General features: G+C 73.3%; 16 protein-coding genes. 8 read left to right on the top strand and 8 right to left on the bottom strand.

What is annotated here, in order from left to right:
- Positions 1-9: 9 nt before the first annotated feature.
- From AB0B63_RS27070 to AB0B63_RS27055, 4 genes are all read left to right on the top strand, one after another.
- Positions 10-879 (top strand): PhzF family phenazine biosynthesis protein, encoded by an 870-nt coding sequence (locus AB0B63_RS27070; protein ID WP_357023632.1) that lies wholly within the window; start codon positions 10-12, stop codon positions 877-879.
- Positions 880-914: 35 nt separating this feature from the next.
- Complete coding sequence (locus AB0B63_RS27065) at positions 915-1,430, top strand: hypothetical protein (protein WP_357023629.1); 516 nt, start codon at positions 915-917, stop codon at positions 1,428-1,430.
- Positions 1,431-1,483: 53 nt separating this feature from the next.
- A complete protein-coding gene (locus AB0B63_RS27060) occupies positions 1,484-2,443 on the top strand; it encodes a DMT family transporter (protein WP_208570370.1) in 960 nt (319 codons plus the stop codon).
- A gap of 66 nt (positions 2,444-2,509) precedes the next feature.
- Entirely contained in the window at positions 2,510-4,753 is a 2,244-nt protein-coding gene (locus AB0B63_RS27055) for an APC family permease (protein WP_357023626.1), read from the top strand.
- Between the two features lie 89 nt (positions 4,754-4,842).
- On the opposite strand, the gene AB0B63_RS27050 is transcribed toward AB0B63_RS27055, so the two are convergent.
- Positions 4,843-5,010, bottom strand: coding sequence for a hypothetical protein (locus AB0B63_RS27050; RefSeq protein WP_208570372.1), 168 nt, complete (start codon positions 5,008-5,010; stop codon positions 4,843-4,845).
- A gap of 194 nt (positions 5,011-5,204) precedes the next feature.
- On the bottom strand, positions 5,205-5,426 hold the full coding sequence (locus AB0B63_RS27045) for a winged helix-turn-helix domain-containing protein (RefSeq protein ID WP_208570373.1): 222 nt from the start codon (positions 5,424-5,426) through the stop codon (positions 5,205-5,207).
- A 407-nt stretch (positions 5,427-5,833) separates the two neighbouring features.
- Between AB0B63_RS27045 and AB0B63_RS27040 the strand changes: the two genes are divergently transcribed.
- The gene (locus AB0B63_RS27040) at positions 5,834-6,976 is read left to right on the top strand and encodes a helix-turn-helix domain-containing protein (protein ID WP_357023622.1); all 1,143 of its coding nucleotides are present in this window, start codon (positions 5,834-5,836) and stop codon (positions 6,974-6,976) included.
- Positions 6,977-7,074: 98 nt separating this feature from the next.
- Here AB0B63_RS27040 and AB0B63_RS27035 read toward each other — a convergent pair whose 3' ends face one another.
- Positions 7,075-7,899 carry an SDR family NAD(P)-dependent oxidoreductase gene (locus tag AB0B63_RS27035; RefSeq protein ID WP_208570416.1) on the bottom strand — a complete coding sequence of 275 codons (825 nt, stop codon included), beginning with the start codon at positions 7,897-7,899 and terminating at the stop codon, positions 7,075-7,077.
- A 234-nt stretch (positions 7,900-8,133) separates the two neighbouring features.
- Positions 8,134-8,697, bottom strand: coding sequence for a DUF4190 domain-containing protein (locus AB0B63_RS27030; protein WP_208570375.1), 564 nt, complete (start codon positions 8,695-8,697; stop codon positions 8,134-8,136).
- A gap of 184 nt (positions 8,698-8,881) precedes the next feature.
- On the opposite strand from AB0B63_RS27030, the gene AB0B63_RS27025 reads away from it, so the two are divergent.
- Positions 8,882-9,718, top strand: coding sequence for an SDR family NAD(P)-dependent oxidoreductase (locus AB0B63_RS27025; protein ID WP_208570417.1), 837 nt, complete (start codon positions 8,882-8,884; stop codon positions 9,716-9,718).
- Here AB0B63_RS27025 and AB0B63_RS27020 read toward each other — a convergent pair whose 3' ends face one another.
- From AB0B63_RS27020 to trxA, 4 genes are all read right to left on the bottom strand, one after another.
- Complete coding sequence (locus AB0B63_RS27020) at positions 9,719-10,345, bottom strand: DUF4190 domain-containing protein (protein WP_357023619.1); 627 nt, start codon at positions 10,343-10,345, stop codon at positions 9,719-9,721. It abuts the gene before it with no gap.
- A gap of 126 nt (positions 10,346-10,471) precedes the next feature.
- Entirely contained in the window at positions 10,472-10,879 is a 408-nt protein-coding gene (locus AB0B63_RS27015) for a CoA-binding protein (protein WP_208570377.1), read from the bottom strand.
- Positions 10,880-10,969: 90 nt separating this feature from the next.
- A complete protein-coding gene (locus tag AB0B63_RS27010; protein WP_357023616.1) occupies positions 10,970-12,016 on the bottom strand; it encodes an Rv2578c family radical SAM protein in 1,047 nt (348 codons plus the stop codon).
- A gap of 70 nt (positions 12,017-12,086) precedes the next feature.
- Entirely contained in the window at positions 12,087-12,449 is a 363-nt protein-coding gene (gene trxA / locus AB0B63_RS27005) for a thioredoxin (RefSeq protein WP_088647038.1), read from the bottom strand.
- 793 nt (positions 12,450-13,242) lie between these two features.
- On the opposite strand from trxA, the gene AB0B63_RS27000 reads away from it, so the two are divergent.
- A complete protein-coding gene (locus AB0B63_RS27000; protein ID WP_357023613.1) occupies positions 13,243-13,812 on the top strand; it encodes a hypothetical protein in 570 nt (189 codons plus the stop codon).
- A gap of 98 nt (positions 13,813-13,910) precedes the next feature.
- Positions 13,911-14,534 (top strand): RNA methyltransferase, encoded by a 624-nt coding sequence (locus AB0B63_RS26995; RefSeq protein WP_208570380.1) that lies wholly within the window; start codon positions 13,911-13,913, stop codon positions 14,532-14,534.
- Positions 14,535-14,565 lie beyond the last annotated feature (31 nt).

The following is a 14,565-nucleotide window of genomic DNA, read 5'->3' as shown; positions in this document are numbered from 1 at the left end:
TTTATCACCATGTCGACCCTGGCCTACGAGATCGTGGACGTCTTCACCGACCGCCCGTTCGCCGGCAACCCCCTGGCCGTGGTGTTCGGCGCCGAAGCGCTGGCCACCGAGCAGATGCAGGCGCTGGCGATGGAGTTCAACCTGTCGGAGACGGTGTTCGTGCTGCCGCCGACCCAGGTGGGCGCCACCTACCGGGCCCGGATCTTCACCCCGACCGAGGAGCTGCCGTTCGCCGGGCACCCCAGCGTGGGCGCGGCGGTCACCGCCGTTCGCCGGGGGCTGTTCGGGGTCGGGTCGGTCAGTCAGGAGTGCCACGCCGGGGTGCTCCCCCTCGAGGTGACCGCGACGGGAGCGACCCTGACCGGCGGCACCCCCACCCTCGGGCCGGAACTCGACCCCGAGCCGCTGCTGGAGATGGCCGGGCTCACCGCCGACGACCACACCGGCCCGGCCCCCCGGGTGGCCGGCTGCGGGCTGGAGTTCCCCTACCTCCCGGTGCGTCCGGACGCGGTGGCCCGCGCCCGGGTCAACGCGGCGGCGGCCCAGCGGTACGGGGTCGAACACGTCAGCGTCTTCTCCTGGGACGCCGACACGCAGACCGCACACGCCCGGGTCTTCGTGCCCGGCCTCGGCATCCCGGAGGACCCGGCCACCGGCTCGGCCGCCCTGGGGTTGGGGGTGTGGCTGGTCGCCAGCGGTCTGCTCCCCGGGGAGGGGCGCAGCGGGTACGCCGTCCGGCAGGGCGCGGAGATCGGCCGCCCGTCCGCGTTGACCTGCACGGTGACCGCCGAGGGCGGGATGGCGGTCGGGACGACCGTGGCCGGCCAGGTGATGCCGGTGGCCCGGGGTGAGATCGTCGTCCCACCGTTCGTGGGCTGACCGCGGTCGGGTGGGAGCTGCGAGAGGATGCGGGTGTGACGGACGAGGTGGATGCCTCCCGGTCGACGCCACTGGTCGACGAGGCGATGAAGAAGGCCGCCGTGGCGTGGGTGGGCGTCGCGGACGGGCCGGCGACCGCGCTGTGGTGCGTACCCCTGGAGGGGGCGTTGTTCGTGGTCAGCGGGCCGGGGGAGCAGACCGCGCCGGGCCTGGCCGACGCCGACGCCGCCCGGGTGACCCTGCGCGGTGACCACGGCGGACGCATCGTGACCTGGCCGGCCCGGGTGACCCGGCTGGCCCCGGGCACCCCGGAGTGGGAGACGTCGGCACCGCTGGTGGCGGCGAAGCGGCTGAACGCCTCCGGCCCGACCGCAGACCTGGTGGCCCGCTGGGCGGCCGACGGCTGCGCGCTGACCCGCCTCGCCCCGGACGGCCCGCCGGACGCCGGGCCGGCCCTGCCGGATGCCTCCCTCGCCGCCGAGCCGCGCGGCGCGGCCGTGGTCCGGGCCACCCGCAAGCCGTTCCGCCTGCACCGGGTCCGCCGCCGCTGACCCACCGCCCGGCGTCCACATCCGCGACGCCGCCCGTGTGAGGATGACGCACCGTGTCCTCCGCTGCCCCGCACCCGCGCCCACCTGTCGATCCGCTGACCGTCGGTGTGCTCGCGATCGCCGTCGCCTCGGTCTCGTCGTCGGCCCCGCTGATCGCCTTCGCGGCGGCTCCCGCGCTGGCCGTCGCAGCGTGGCGGAACCTGCTCTCGGCCGCCGTGCTCGTCCCGTTCACGCTGGTCCGCCGGCGGGCCGAGCTGCGCACCCTGACCGTGGGGGCGGGCCGTCGGGAGGGCTGGTACTGCGTGCTGTCCGGGGTGGCGTTGGCCGCGCACTTCGCCACCTGGATGCCGAGCGCCCAGCTCACCTCGGTCGCGGCGGCCACCGCCCTGGGCGCCACCCAGCCGGTCTGGCAGGGGCTGATCGCCCGCTGGCAGGGTCGGCGGCTGCCGTACGCCGTCTGGGTCGGTATCGGGCTGGCGGTGACCGGCGCGGTGCTGGCGACCGGCGCGGACGTCGGCGTCTCCGGCCGGGCCTTCGCCGGTGACCTGCTCGCGGTGGTCGGCGGGATGTTCGCCGCCGTCTACACCGCCTTCGGCGAACGGGCCCGCGCCACCATCAGCACCGCCACCTACACCACCATCTGCTATGGGGTGTGCGCGGTGATCCTGCTGGTCGTCTGCCTGGTCGGCGGGGTACGGCTGCACGGCTACGGCACCAGCACCTGGCTGGCGATCGCCGGGCTGGTGGTGGGGGCCCAACTGCTCGGCCACTCGATGTTCAACCACGCGCTGCGCCGGGTGTCGGCGACCACGATCAGCGTGTTGATCCTGCTGGAGGCGCCCGGTGCGGCACTGATCGCCTGGGCCTGGCTGGGGCAGCTGCCGCGCCCGTTCGCCCTGCCCGGGTTGGCGCTGCTGCTCGCCGGGGTGGCCGTGGTGGTGCTCGGCGGGGCCCGCGCCGGCCGTCGCCCCGCCCCGCCGGCGGTCCCCGCCGACGCCGCCCCGCCCTCCTGAGCGATTCCGCCCAAACCACGGGCAGGGGACCCCGGCACGCGTGAGAGTGCGGGGGGAGGTGGGGTGATGTCGGGGCGCAACGTGGACGACGACCGCAGCGGCACCGTGGTCACCCCGTCGGCCGAGTTCCCGCCGCTCGACCCCGCCGAGGTGGACACCCTGCGCCGGGTCGGCGCGCACTGGCGGACCGGGAGCCGGCCCGCCCTGCCGGTCGACCCGACGCTGGACCGCTACCGGAACCGTCCCGCCCCGGGCCGGTTCAGCCGGCTGGCCCCGATCGCGCTGTTCGAGCCGGAGCCGGGTGGCCGGGGCGGGCGGGACGGGTTGATCGCCGCCGAACCGGCGAACCGCCCCGACTCCCGCCTCGGCCGACGGCTGGGCCGGGTCCGGCGGGTGGTGCTCGGCCCACCGTTGGCCAGCGCTGCCGTGCTGCACGAGCGGATGCGCAAACTGGTGGCCCTGCCGGTGCTCTCCTCCGACCTGCTCAGCTCGGTCGCGTACGGGCCGGAGGCGCTGCTGACCGTGCTGGTGCTGGCCGGCAGCGGGGCGCTGGGCCTGGCGCTGCCCCTGTCGGCCGGGCTGGTGCTGTTGATGGTGGCCGTCGGGATCTCCTACCGGCAGACCATCCCGGCGTACCCGCACGGGGCCGGGTCGTACCTGGTGGCGGGGGACAACCTGGGGGTCGGGGCGGGGTTGACCGCCGCCGCCGGGCTGATGCTGGACTACGTGCTGACCGTGTCGGTGTCGATCGCCGCCGGCCTGCACGCGGTCACCTCGGCGCTGCCGGGGCTGACGCCGTTCACCGTGCCGCTCGGGGTGCTGGTGATCCTGCTGCTGCTCGCCGGCAACCTGCGCGGGGTACGCACCGCCGGCAACATCTTCGTCCTGCCCACGTACGCCTTCGTGGCCGCCGTGCTGGGGTTGCTGGTGGTCGGCTACCTGCGGGCGGCCGGCCGGGGGTTCACACCGGTGGCCCCGCCGGTCGTGCCGGCGGCAGAGGGTCTGGGCCTGCTGCTGGTGCTGCGGGCGTTCGCCTCCGGGGCGGTGTCGATGACCGGCATCGAGGCGGTCTCCAACGCGGTCCCGGCGTTCCGCCCGACGGAGTGGCGCAACGCGCGGACCACGCTGGCCTGGATGGTGGCGATGCTGGTGGTCCTCTTCGCCGGGCTGACCCTGCTGATCCACCTGGCCGGTCTGGTGCCCCGCCCCGGTGAGACGCTGCTGTCCCAGCTCGCCCGGGTCACCTTCCCGACCGGCCCCTGGTACGCCGTCGTGCAGGCGACCACCGCGCTGATCCTGCTGCTGGCGGCGAACACCGCGTTCAACGACTTTCCCCGGCTGCTGTTCTTCATGGCCCGCGCCGGTCACGCGCCGCGCCGCTTCCTGCACCTGGGCGACCGGCTGGCGTTCGGCAACGGCCTGGTGGCGTTGTCCGGGACGGCGGTCGTGGTGTTCGTCGCGTTCGGCGGGCACACCGAGAAACTGATCCCGCTGTACGCGGTGGGGGTGTTCCTCGCCTTCACCCTGTCGCAGAGCGGCATGGTGGTGCACTGGCGGCGGCACCGGGACGCCGGCTGGCGGCGTCGGGCGCTGGTCAACGGGGTGGGCGCGGTCCTGTCCGGCCTGGTGCTGCTGACCGCGGCGGTGGCGAAGTTCACCGAGGGCGCCTGGGTGGTGGTCGTCGCCGTACCGCTGCTGGTGCTGCTCTTCCGCCGGATCCACCGGCACTACCGCGACCTGCACACCGCCCTGGCCCTGCGAGCCCCGCCGGCAGCTGCGGAGCCTGGGGCGGGGCCGCAGCCGGTGGCGGGAGAGGGCCCGCCGCCTACCGCGACGGGGCACCGGGTCGGGCCGCCCCGGCCTCCGGCGGGCAGGTCCGTCGAGGGCGAGGAGGTGCCGCAGGAGCTGCGGCACCTGGTGGTGGTCCCGGTGGTACGCCTCAACCGGGCCTCGATGCGCGCCCTGGCGTACGCGGTGTCGCTGGGTCGGCCGACGCTGGCGGTGCACCTAGCCCCGGAGGACGCCGAGGCGGACCGGTTCCGGGAGCAGTGGCGGGCCTGGGGGGACCACGTGCGGTTGGAGACGATCGTCTCGCCGTACCGGGCGGTGGTCGGGCCGTTGGCGCACTATCTGGCGGCGTTGCACGTCGCCGCGCCGGAGCTGGTGCTGACCGTGGTGGTGCCGGAGGTGGTGCTGCGCCGGCCGTGGCACCGCCTGCTGCACAACCGCACCGGTCACCGGCTGCGCCGGGCCCTGCGGGCGCTGCCCGGCGTGGCGGTCACCACCGTCCCGGTCCACGTCGTCGAGTGAGGACCATCCCGGCGGCGCGGGGCGGTCGCCCTCGCCACCGTTGGCCGGCCGGCCGGGTGGCGGCGTCCTCGCCTACTGCCCACGCCCGATCATGCGCTCCTGCCGGGGTGCGTCAGGATGAGGTCGACCAGGAGGATCGGCGTCATCGCAGCCGCCCCCACGAGCGCCGCCTGCCAGACCGGCAGATCCGCGATCAATCCGACAACGACCAGGATCAGCAGTGCCACTGGATACGCAACCCGCACGTGACGCGCCATGACCCGACTGTAGCGACCGACGCCACCTGCCGAGCGCGCCGCGCGGACGGGTCCCCGGCGGACCGTCGAGCACCGCGTCGCCGGGCCCGCCAGGGAGAGCAGCAGGATCGGGGAGACTTGTTGTCGCTCCAGCAGCAACAGATCTCCACAGGACAGGGTGTCTCCGCGGGGCCTGCTCGTTTCGACGGGTGGGATCAGTCTGCCGGCACCGCCTTCACGTAGACGCCTTCGCCCTGGCGTCCCTCGACCAGGCCCTCGGTCTTGAGGACGAGCATCGCTCCACGGATCGATCCGTAGGACACGTCGTATTCGGCTTTGAGTTCCGCGGTGGACGGGAGTTTGTCCCCCACAGCGAGTTCACCGGTCCGGATCTGCTCGCGGATGGCCTCGGCCACCCGCTCGTACTTGGCGGGCATCTGTACTCCTCGGGTCGCACCCCGAGTAGATCACTTTCAGAAAGCTGCATCAACTATGTCGAGCAAGCTAGACCAGGTAGACATAGTTGATTAAGCTGCTGTCGTGTTCGTCCTCGGGTCGCACCAGGAGGAGCACACGTCCGGTGCCTGCTCAGTTGTCCCCCGGGTCGGGTTCGGCAGGCACCGGACCTGATCAACCCACCAACGAGCTCGTTCAGGTCGCTTGCACGCCCTTCCGAGGAGGTCAAGGTGAGAGCGTTTGCAGCTCCCGCAGTGGTGTCGATGGTGTTCGGTGGATTGGTGCCTGGTTTTCTGGTCGGGCTGTTTGCATTCCGGGTCAAATCCCGGTGGTGTCCGCGCTGCGGCGGGTCCACCGAGGCCGTCCGCCGGCCGACGGAGCGGCACCGATGAGCCTGGTGCAGCGGGAGCGTGCCGAGTTGCCAATCGGGCGGCAGGTGGCACGCTGGCGGGTACGCCGGCGGATGACCCAACAGGTCTTCGCCGATCGGCTCGGCAAGTCGAAGAGCTGGGTGGACAAGGTCGAACGCGGTGTCCGAGCGCTGGACCGGTATTCGGTGATCCAGGAGATCGCCGAAGTGCTCCACCTCGACCCGGCCGTCCTGCTCGGTCCCCGCCAGCCTCCGCCGTCAACGGCCGCCGGCCTGGACGGGGTCGACGCGCTCCGCGACGCGCTGGCTCGCTACCACCGGCCAGTGATCCGGGCCGTCCCGGGCGATCAAGTGGAACGACACCTCGCGCACGCCTGGCTGACCTACCAGCATGCCCACTATGCACAACTACTGCGGTCCCTGCCCGCACTGCTCGACGCCGCCCACGGTGCCCCCACGTTGCTGGTGCCCGCGTACCGGATCACCGCATCGGTGCTGGTCAAGCTCGGTGAAGCCGATCTCGCCTGGCTCGCCGCCGATCGCGCAGTGACCGCCGCAGCAACCGATCCCACCCGCACCGGCACCGCCACCATCGCCGTCGCCCAGGCACTGCGTGCTCTCAGCCGCGACCGACTCGCCCTGACCGCTTGCGTCAGGGCGGCGGACACCACCACAGACGACGCGGTACGCGGAACTCTGCTGGTACAAGGTGGTCTCGCCGCCGCCAGTGGTGGCGATCGCCGCAACGCCGATGACCTCCTCAACCACGCCGCCGACCTGGCCGACCGCCGGACAACCGACGACCCGCATCACACCGCCTTCGGCCCCACCGCCGTGCTGCTGGCACGGGCCCTCGCCGCCCTCACCCTCGGCGACACGGAGGAAGCGATCTATCGGCATGAGCGGGCCGCCCGGCGTGCCGACTGGCCGGCCCTGCCCGCCGAGCACCGGGCCGCCCACCTTGTCGATGTCGCCCGCGCCTACCTCCAGACCGGCAACGTCGCTGCCGCCGGACAGGCCCTCGTCGATGCCGACCGGATCGCCCCTGCCGAGGTTCGTTACCGACCGTACGCCCGTACCGTGATCGCCGAAATCGCCCGCAGCGGCCCGGCGGCGGCCGGCGTGACCCGGCTGGCCGCCATCGTCGGCCTGACCCGGTGAACCGATCGGGTGCTGGCGAGCATTTCTGAGCATCCGTGATGGTTACCGCGATCCCGAGGCGCAGCAGCGGGTGGGGAGCCTGGGACGGCGCGGCCGGGTCAGGCGGCGAGGCCGACGGCGGTGGCGCTGGCGGTCCAGAGGCGCGCGGCCAGCGCCGGGTCGGCGGCGCGCGGCCAGGGCCGGCGCAGCCGCCGGTCGGCGTAGTAGCCCCCGTCGACCAGCCGGGACGCGGGCTGGTTGGCCAACCAGAGCAGGGTCTCCGCGCCCTTCTCCGGGCTGCGGAACGGCATCACCCGCATGCCGAGGGCGACCAGCCTGCTGTCCGCGCCGAACCGGGTCCGCACCACCCCCGGGTGGAACGAGTACGCCGGCACGTCGGGCCAGCGTCGGGCCGCCTCGGCGGCGAACAGGATGTTGGCCTGCTTGCTGGTGCCGTACGCGCGCATCGGCCGGTAACGGCGCAGCGCGGCGTTGAGGTCGTCGGGGTCGAGGGTCCCGCTGCGGTGCGCACCGGAGGCGGTCACCACCAGCCGGCCGACCCGGTCGATCAGCAGGTTGCTCAACAGGAACGGGGCCAGGTGGTTGGCCTGGATCGACAGCTCGAACCCGTCGACCGTGGTGAGCGGCTCCAACACGATCGCCCCGGCGTTGTTGGCCAGCACGTCGATCCGGTCGTACGCCGCCCGCAGCCGCTCGGCGAGCCCGCGTACGTCGTCCAGCACGGCGAAGTCGGCGCGGAAGAGTTCGGGGCGCTCGCCGGACGCCTCGCGTACCCGGTCACCGGCGGCCTGGAGGCGGGCCGGGTCCCGGCCGACCAGCACCACCCGGTCGCCCCGCCGGGCCAGCGCCACGGAGGCGGCCAGTCCGATGCCGGAGCTGGCCCCGGTCACCACCACGGTCCGCCGCCCGGCGAGATCTTCCACAGGTCCGTTCACCCCGGTCACGGCACGAGGTTACCGCGAGGTCACCAAGCCCCGGGGACCGTCGGGTCCCTGTCATGTCCAGCGCGGTGCGGGCCATCGACGCCGCCGCTCCTGCGGGTCCGCGAACACCGACACGCCCTGGCGGTCCCGCCCGGGTCGGCGCGCACCCCGCACGTCACCCCATCGCGGCAGTGACCCGGTGGGCCGCCCCGGGTCCCGGGGCGGCCCCGCTGCTCAGTAGCTGGTGCCGTAGCCGGTCGTCGACTCCTGGTTGGCCAGCCAGACGAAGAAGACCACCAGGGCGATGGTGGCCAGCACCGCGATGACGGTGGAGATCCAGCCGACGACGATGCCGGCGGTGGCGAAGCCGGCGCCGCCCTCGCCCCGCTCCCTGATCTGCTTGCGGGCCACGTGGCCGAGGATCGCGCCGATGATGCCGATGTAGCCGCCGAGCCCGTAACCGCACAGGCCGATCGCGCCGATGATCGAGACGATCATCGAGGCGATGGCGAGGCCGCTCTGCGGGGGCGGGGGCTGGTAGCCGCCGTAGCCGGGGAACCCGGCCGGCTGCGGGTAACCGGACGGTTGCGGGTAGGCGGCTGCGGCGGCGTACGGGTCGACCGGGCCGGCCTGGCCGGGGATGAGCGGCGCACCCGCGTACGGGTCAGCCGGGGCGTACGGGTCCTTGCCGATCGGTTGGGCGGAAACCGGAGGGCCGCTGGCCGGCAGTGTCGGATCGGGCTGGTGGCCCGACCATGCCGGGTCCTGCCAGCCGTCCGAGGGCGGGGGGTAGGTCATCTGATCTTCTCCGTCGCATGTAGGTGCGCCGTCAGGGTAGCCAGGGTGCAACAGCGGTGGGGTCCGCCCGTGGTGGCTCGTTGCCCACGTCGCACCGAGCGGGCAGGATCGCGGCATGGCTATCGACGCACGTGGGGCCGACCGATCCGGCAGCCGACCGAGGCGGGACGTGAGCCGTCCCGGCCTGGCCCGGCGCACCCGCGCCGTCGGCGGCGGCAGCGACGCCGGCCAGGACGAGCCGGTGCCGGTGGCCGACCCGGTGACCATGCGGCTGGACGGCCGGGTCGCGCTGGTCACCGGCGCGGGCAGCGCGGACGGCATCGGGTACGCGACCGCCCGCCGACTGGCCGACCTGGGTGCCCGGGTGGCGATCGTCTCCACCACCCGGCGCATCCACGACCGGGCCGGGGAACTGGGCGTGACCGGCTTCGTCGCCGACCTGACCGACGAGTCCGAGGTCGGTGCACTGGCCGACGCGGTCGCCGAGCAGCTCGGTGACGTCGAGGTGCTGGTCAACAACGCCGGCCTGGCCAGCCGGGCCAGCCCCGAGGTGCTGCGTCCGGTGGCCCAGCTCAGCTATGACGAGTGGCGCGGCGAGATCGACCGGAACCTGACCACCGCGTTCCTGTGCAGCCGGGCCTTCATCGGCGGGATGGCCGAACGGGGCTGGGGGCGGATCGTCAACCTCTCGGCGACCGCCGGGCCGGTCAAGGCGCTGCCCACCGAGGCGGCGTACGCGGCGGCCAAGGCGGGGGTGGTCGGACTGACCCGGGCGCTGGCGATGGAGATGATCGCCGACGGGGTGACGGTGAACGCGGTGGCCCCGGGGACGATCTACACGGCGGCGTCCACGATCGCGGAGATCAAGCAGGGGTTGGGCACCCCGGTCGGCCGCCCCGGCACCCCCGACGAGGTGGCCGCCGCGATCAGTTTCCTCTGCTCGCCGGCGGCGTCGTACATCACCGGCCAGATGTTGGTGGTCGACGGCGGCAACAGCGTCCGGGAGGCGCAGTTCCGCTGATCAGTACCCGGTGTCGCTGCCGCCGCTGGCGCCGGCCCACACGACGAGGGCCAGCCAGCCGCAGCAGACGAGCACCCCGATCACGGTGAACGCGTAGCCCAGGACCAGCCCCCAGGTGGCGAGCTGGTCGCCCGCCTCGCCGGTGCGGCGGATCTGCCGCTTGGCCAGGTGGCCGAGGACGATGCCGGCCGGGGCGAAGACGAAGGCGAGGACCAGGGACAGGATCGCCAGCACGTTGGTTGCACCGCCGGGCCGCCCGTACTGCCCGGACGGCGGGTACGCCGGCTGCTCCCACGGCTGTCGCCCCCACTGTTGCTGTCCCCAGGGCTGTTCGCCCGGCGTCGGCTGCCCCCAGGGTGGTTCGGCGGGAGCCGGCGGTGTCCGGTCCGGCGACCCGTCCGCCGGTGGCTGTCCCCACGGCGGCGGCTCGTCCGGCGGTGGCTGTCCCCATGATGGCGGGGTCGGCGGAGCGGACTGCGACGGTTCGGCCGGCTCACCGGTCGGCGGTGGTTCGGCCGGGTGGCCCGACGGGGACGGTCCGGTGGGCTGCGCCCAGGGCGACGGGTCGGGCCGGGGCGGTTCGTACGGCGATGGTGGCTGCTCCGGTCCCCCCGGTGGCGTACTCACGATGTCCGCCTTCCGCCGCAGTTCAGTGGCCCTTTCCCCTGCGGACGCTACCGGTAGCGGTGCACCTTTTCCCGGCGGTTGGCGGGACGGGTCGCCGGCGGGTCCGGCTCCGGATCGGCGTCGGTCTCAGCCGAGCCGGCTGAGACCGGCGGCGGCCCGTTCGACGATCAGACAACGGTCCTCGACGTAGTCGATGCCGGCCTCTTCGGCGATCCGCCGCGCCTCGGCCGAGACGATGCCGAGCTGTAGCCAGACCGCCGGAGCACCGATCGCGACCGCCTGACGGACCACCTCCACCGCGTCCCGGGCCGGTCGGAAGACGTTCACCAGGTCCACCGGGTGCGGGATGTCGGCCAGTGAGGCGTACGCCCGCTCACCGAACAACTCGTCCACCGTCGGGTTGACCGGGATGATCCGCCAGCCGTACCGCTGCATCTGCGCAGGCACCCGGTGTGCGGCCTTGCCCGGGTCGCGGGACGCACCCACGACGGCGATCACGGCTGAGTCGGCGAGGAGCTGCTGGGCGGTCCGCATCCGCCGAGCCTAGCTCCGAGGGTCGGAACCGTCCTGCGCGCAGCGCAGCGCCGGGTGGGGGCACGGCGGCGCGGCCACCGTCGCGGACGGTCAGAGCAGGGCGAGCTGTTCGCCGGTGGGCGTGGGCGACGGGTCCGGGGGCCGGCGCATGTCGCCGGGTCCGCCCTGGGGCAGGCCGTGCCGGCGAGCCGCGATCCGCACCCGGGCGGTCACCTCCCGCTGGTACGCCTGCGGCGGGTAGGCCCCGGACCGGTACAGCTCGCGATAGCGGGGGACCAGGTGGGGGAACTCCCGACCGAGCCAGTACGCATACCACTGGCGGGCACCGGGACGCAGGTGCAGGGTCAGCGGGGTGACGCCGGTGGCGCCCGCGGCGGCGATCGCCGCGACGGTGGCGTCGATCGACTCGTCGTCGTCGCTGAGGCCGGGCAGGATCGGCGCCATCAGCACCCCCACCTCGAAACCGGCGTCGGTGAGCCGGCGCACCGCGTCGAGCCGGCGGGCCGGGCTCGGGGTGCCGGGCTCCACCGCCCGCCACAGCGCCTCGTCGACGAAGCCGACCGAGAACGACAGGCTGACCCGGGTGACCTCGGCGGCCTGCCGCAGCAGCGGCAGGTCGCGCAGGATCAGGGTGCCCTTGGTGAGGATCGAGAACGGGTTGGCGAAGTCGCGCAGCGCCTCGATGATCGGCGGCAACAGCCGGTAACGGCCCTCGGCCCGCTGGTAGCAGTCGACGTTGGTGCCCATCGCGATGGCCGCACCACGCCAGCGCGGGGCGGCCAACTCGCGGCGGACCAGCTCCCCGGCGTTGACCTTGACGATCACCTTGCGGTCGAAGTCCGCCCCGGCGTCGAGATCGAGATAGGTGTGGGAGCTGCGCGCGAAGCAGTAGACACAGGCATGGGTGCAGCCCCGATAGGGGTTGATCGTCCAGCTGAACGGCACCCGTGACTCGCCCGGCACCCGATTGATGATCGACTTTGCCTGCACCTCGTAGAAGGTCATCCCGGCGAAGTCAGGGGTGTCGAAGGTGCGGACGATCGCTCCGGGCAGCGCCAGCGGCAGGGGTGGCGTCGCTGGCACTGCCCGGTCGGGATGCTCCTCGTCCGGGGGAGCGGAGAGGTGATCCCAGCGCATGCCGATTATTCGAACATGTGTGCGACCGGAACGCAAGTGACCTGACGTGGCCCGGCCGCGGGTGCGGTGCTCAGTGCTGGTGGTTGGCCAGCTGCTTACGCACGTCGTCCATGTCGAGGGCCTGGACCTGCTCGATCAGGTTCTCCAGGGCCGACTCGGGCAGCGCGCCCGGCTGGGCGAAGACGATCACGCCGTCCCGGATCGCCATGATCGTGGGGATGGAGCGGATGTCGAACTTGGCTCCCAGCTCCTGCTGCGCCTCGGTGTCGACCTTGCCGAAGGTGATGTCCGGGTGCTTTTCCGACGAACGCTCATAGACCGGGGCGAACCGCTTGCACGGGCCACACCACTCGGCCCAGAAGTCGACCAGCACGATGCCGCTGCTCTCGGTCACCTCGTCGAAGTTGGCCGTGGTCAGCTCAACGGTTGCCATTGGACTCTCCGATCAGCGCAGATTGCGTTTTCCGTCCGGTAGAACCAGGTGGTACCCCGGCAAATTCCCGGGTGGGGGCCGCCGAAACCGGCACGCTCGGGACGGCCCGATCATGCTCATCGAACCGCGTCGGTCGATGTGCGCATGCGGACTGCACTTGCATGACGCATTTGCGTGACCGCCCGTGATGGGAGCGTTTCCAGGGAGATCGCCCCCCGGACCAGCGAACACGCATCGATTTGTGGCCTGACAAGGTGCTACTTCACCTGCGGAGATCGCTCTCTCGTTGATCAATAATGACTCTCCGTATTGTTACGAAAAGATAAATGTGACCTCCGTCTCTGTCCGTTCATCGCTTCGGTGGGGCAGAATCTTCGACATCAGAGCGTGGGCGGCGGGTGCCGGGGAGGGCCCCGCCGCTCATTGCGTCTCCCCCCGGGTGGGCCCCGGTGTGACATTTCCCCGGCCCCCACGCCCCCGGCATCTCCTTAACCACCGCTAAGGCGGGAACCGGCGGTAAGACGCGCCGGGTCGGACCCCGTCGGCTCGTCGGCCAGGGCCCGACAGGGCGTCGTCACCCGTCGGCGGGCAGGACGCAGATCAGCAACAACCACGACGAGGGCCAGTCGGGCGTCTTCCGGTCCGGCCGCCACGGCGCGCCACGGCGTTTCGAGGCCCGCCCCGGGCGTTTCGAGGCCCGCCCCGGGCGTTTCGAGGCCCGCCCCGGGCGGTTCGAGGCCGGCTGTGGGGCGGATCGAGGCAGGACCGGCCCGTCGCCCGTTGCGGTGGGCATATGCTGACGGCGGAGGTCCTGATGAGCCACTCCCTCGCCGGAGAGCCGCCCTCTGCCGGACGGCGTGCCGCACCGCTGACCACCGCCGCCTACTCCGCCGTCGAGTGGGACCTGCTCACCACCCTGCCCGGCCGGGTGCTGGTGGCCGCCGCGTCGCCCGGTCCCGGTCGTCCGGCCCGGGACGTCGCCGCCGGTCTCGTCGGACTGGACGCCGTCGCCGCCGGTCGGGCCTCCGACAGTGACCTGGTACGCGCCGTGGCCGCCGCGATCTACGCCCGGCACGACGGTGCGACCGCCCCGACCGGCAGCGCGACCGCCCCGACCGACAGTGCGGCGGCCCCGACCGACAGTGCTGCCGCCCTGGCCGGTGGGCTCGCCGACCCGGCGGAGCTGCCACAGGTGTGCCGGGCCGCCGTGCGGGTGCTGCGCCGCCGGGCCGACCCGGCCGACTCCGCCGCGTACCGGCAGTGGGTGGAGTCGGTGGCGGTGCGGGTCTGCCGGACCGGCACCCCGCAACCGAGCCACCGGCGCTTCCTGGACCGCCTCGGCGACGCCCTGGACCTGCGCTGACAGGTGCACCGTCGACCGGTGGTGCCGCCGGACCCGTCGTGGTGTCGGCCGGGGTGGCGTGCGGCGGTGGCGGCGGCGGGCCGTACCCTCTGGCAATCGTGACCGAGGACCAGCTCGACGTGGGTGTCGGACCGTGGGTCGGCGACCTGCCGGACGACCCACGCTACGACCCGGAGCTGCTCGCGGCGGGCGACCGGCGCAACGTGGTGGACCGCTACCGCTACTGGCGGCGGGAGGCCGTCGTGGCCGACCTGGACGAGCGGCGACACGACTTCCACGTGGCCATCGAGAACTGGCAGCACGACTTCAACATCGGCACGGTGGTCCGGAACGCCAACGCGTTCCTCGCCGCCGAGGTGCACATCGTCGGGCTGCGGCGGTGGAACCGTCGGGGCGCGATGGTGACCGACCGCTACCAGCACGTCCGGCACCATCCGACGATCGAGGAGTTCGTCGGCTGGGCCGGCGGGCACGACCTGCCGGTGGTCGGCATCGACAACCTGCCCGGTTCCCGGCCACTGGAGACCACCACCCTGCCCCGGCGCTGCGTGCTGCTCTTCGGCCAGGAGGGCCCCGGCCTGTCCGACGCCGCGCGGGCCGCCTGCGACCAGCTCTTCTCGATCGCCCAGTACGGCTCGACCCGGTCGATCAACGCCGGGGTGGCCAGCGGCATCGCCATGCACGCCTGGATCCGCGCCCACGCCGCCGCCCCGCCGTCCTGACCGGCACGCCGCCGGTCGGGCCGTGGCCGAC

This window comes from Micromonospora sp. NPDC049081, from assembly GCF_040648835.1.
Classification (GTDB): Bacteria; Actinomycetota; Actinomycetes; order Mycobacteriales; family Micromonosporaceae; genus Micromonospora; species Micromonospora antibiotica.
The sequence above is the reverse complement of the archived record's forward strand: the minus strand, read 5'-3'. Positions and strand labels throughout refer to the sequence as shown.

Coding starts and splice junctions, on each gene's coding strand:
- AB0B63_RS27070 (WP_357023632.1), top strand. CDS start 10: ATGTCGACCCTGGCCTACGAGATCGTGGACGTCTTCACCGACCGCCCG.
- AB0B63_RS27055 (WP_357023626.1), top strand. CDS start 2,510: ATGTCGGGGCGCAACGTGGACGACGACCGCAGCGGCACCGTGGTCACC.
- AB0B63_RS27050 (WP_208570372.1), bottom strand. CDS start 5,010: ATGGCGCGTCACGTGCGGGTTGCGTATCCAGTGGCACTGCTGATCCTG.
- AB0B63_RS27045 (WP_208570373.1), bottom strand. CDS start 5,426: ATGCCCGCCAAGTACGAGCGGGTGGCCGAGGCCATCCGCGAGCAGATC.
- AB0B63_RS27040 (WP_357023622.1), top strand. CDS start 5,834: ATGAGCCTGGTGCAGCGGGAGCGTGCCGAGTTGCCAATCGGGCGGCAG.
- AB0B63_RS27030 (WP_208570375.1), bottom strand. CDS start 8,697: ATGACCTACCCCCCGCCCTCGGACGGCTGGCAGGACCCGGCATGGTCG.
- AB0B63_RS27015 (WP_208570377.1), bottom strand. CDS start 10,879: ATGCGGACCGCCCAGCAGCTCCTCGCCGACTCAGCCGTGATCGCCGTC.
- AB0B63_RS27010 (WP_357023616.1), bottom strand. CDS start 12,016: ATGCGCTGGGATCACCTCTCCGCTCCCCCGGACGAGGAGCATCCCGAC.
- trxA (WP_088647038.1), bottom strand. CDS start 12,449: ATGGCAACCGTTGAGCTGACCACGGCCAACTTCGACGAGGTGACCGAG.
- AB0B63_RS27000 (WP_357023613.1), top strand. CDS start 13,243: ATGCTGACGGCGGAGGTCCTGATGAGCCACTCCCTCGCCGGAGAGCCG.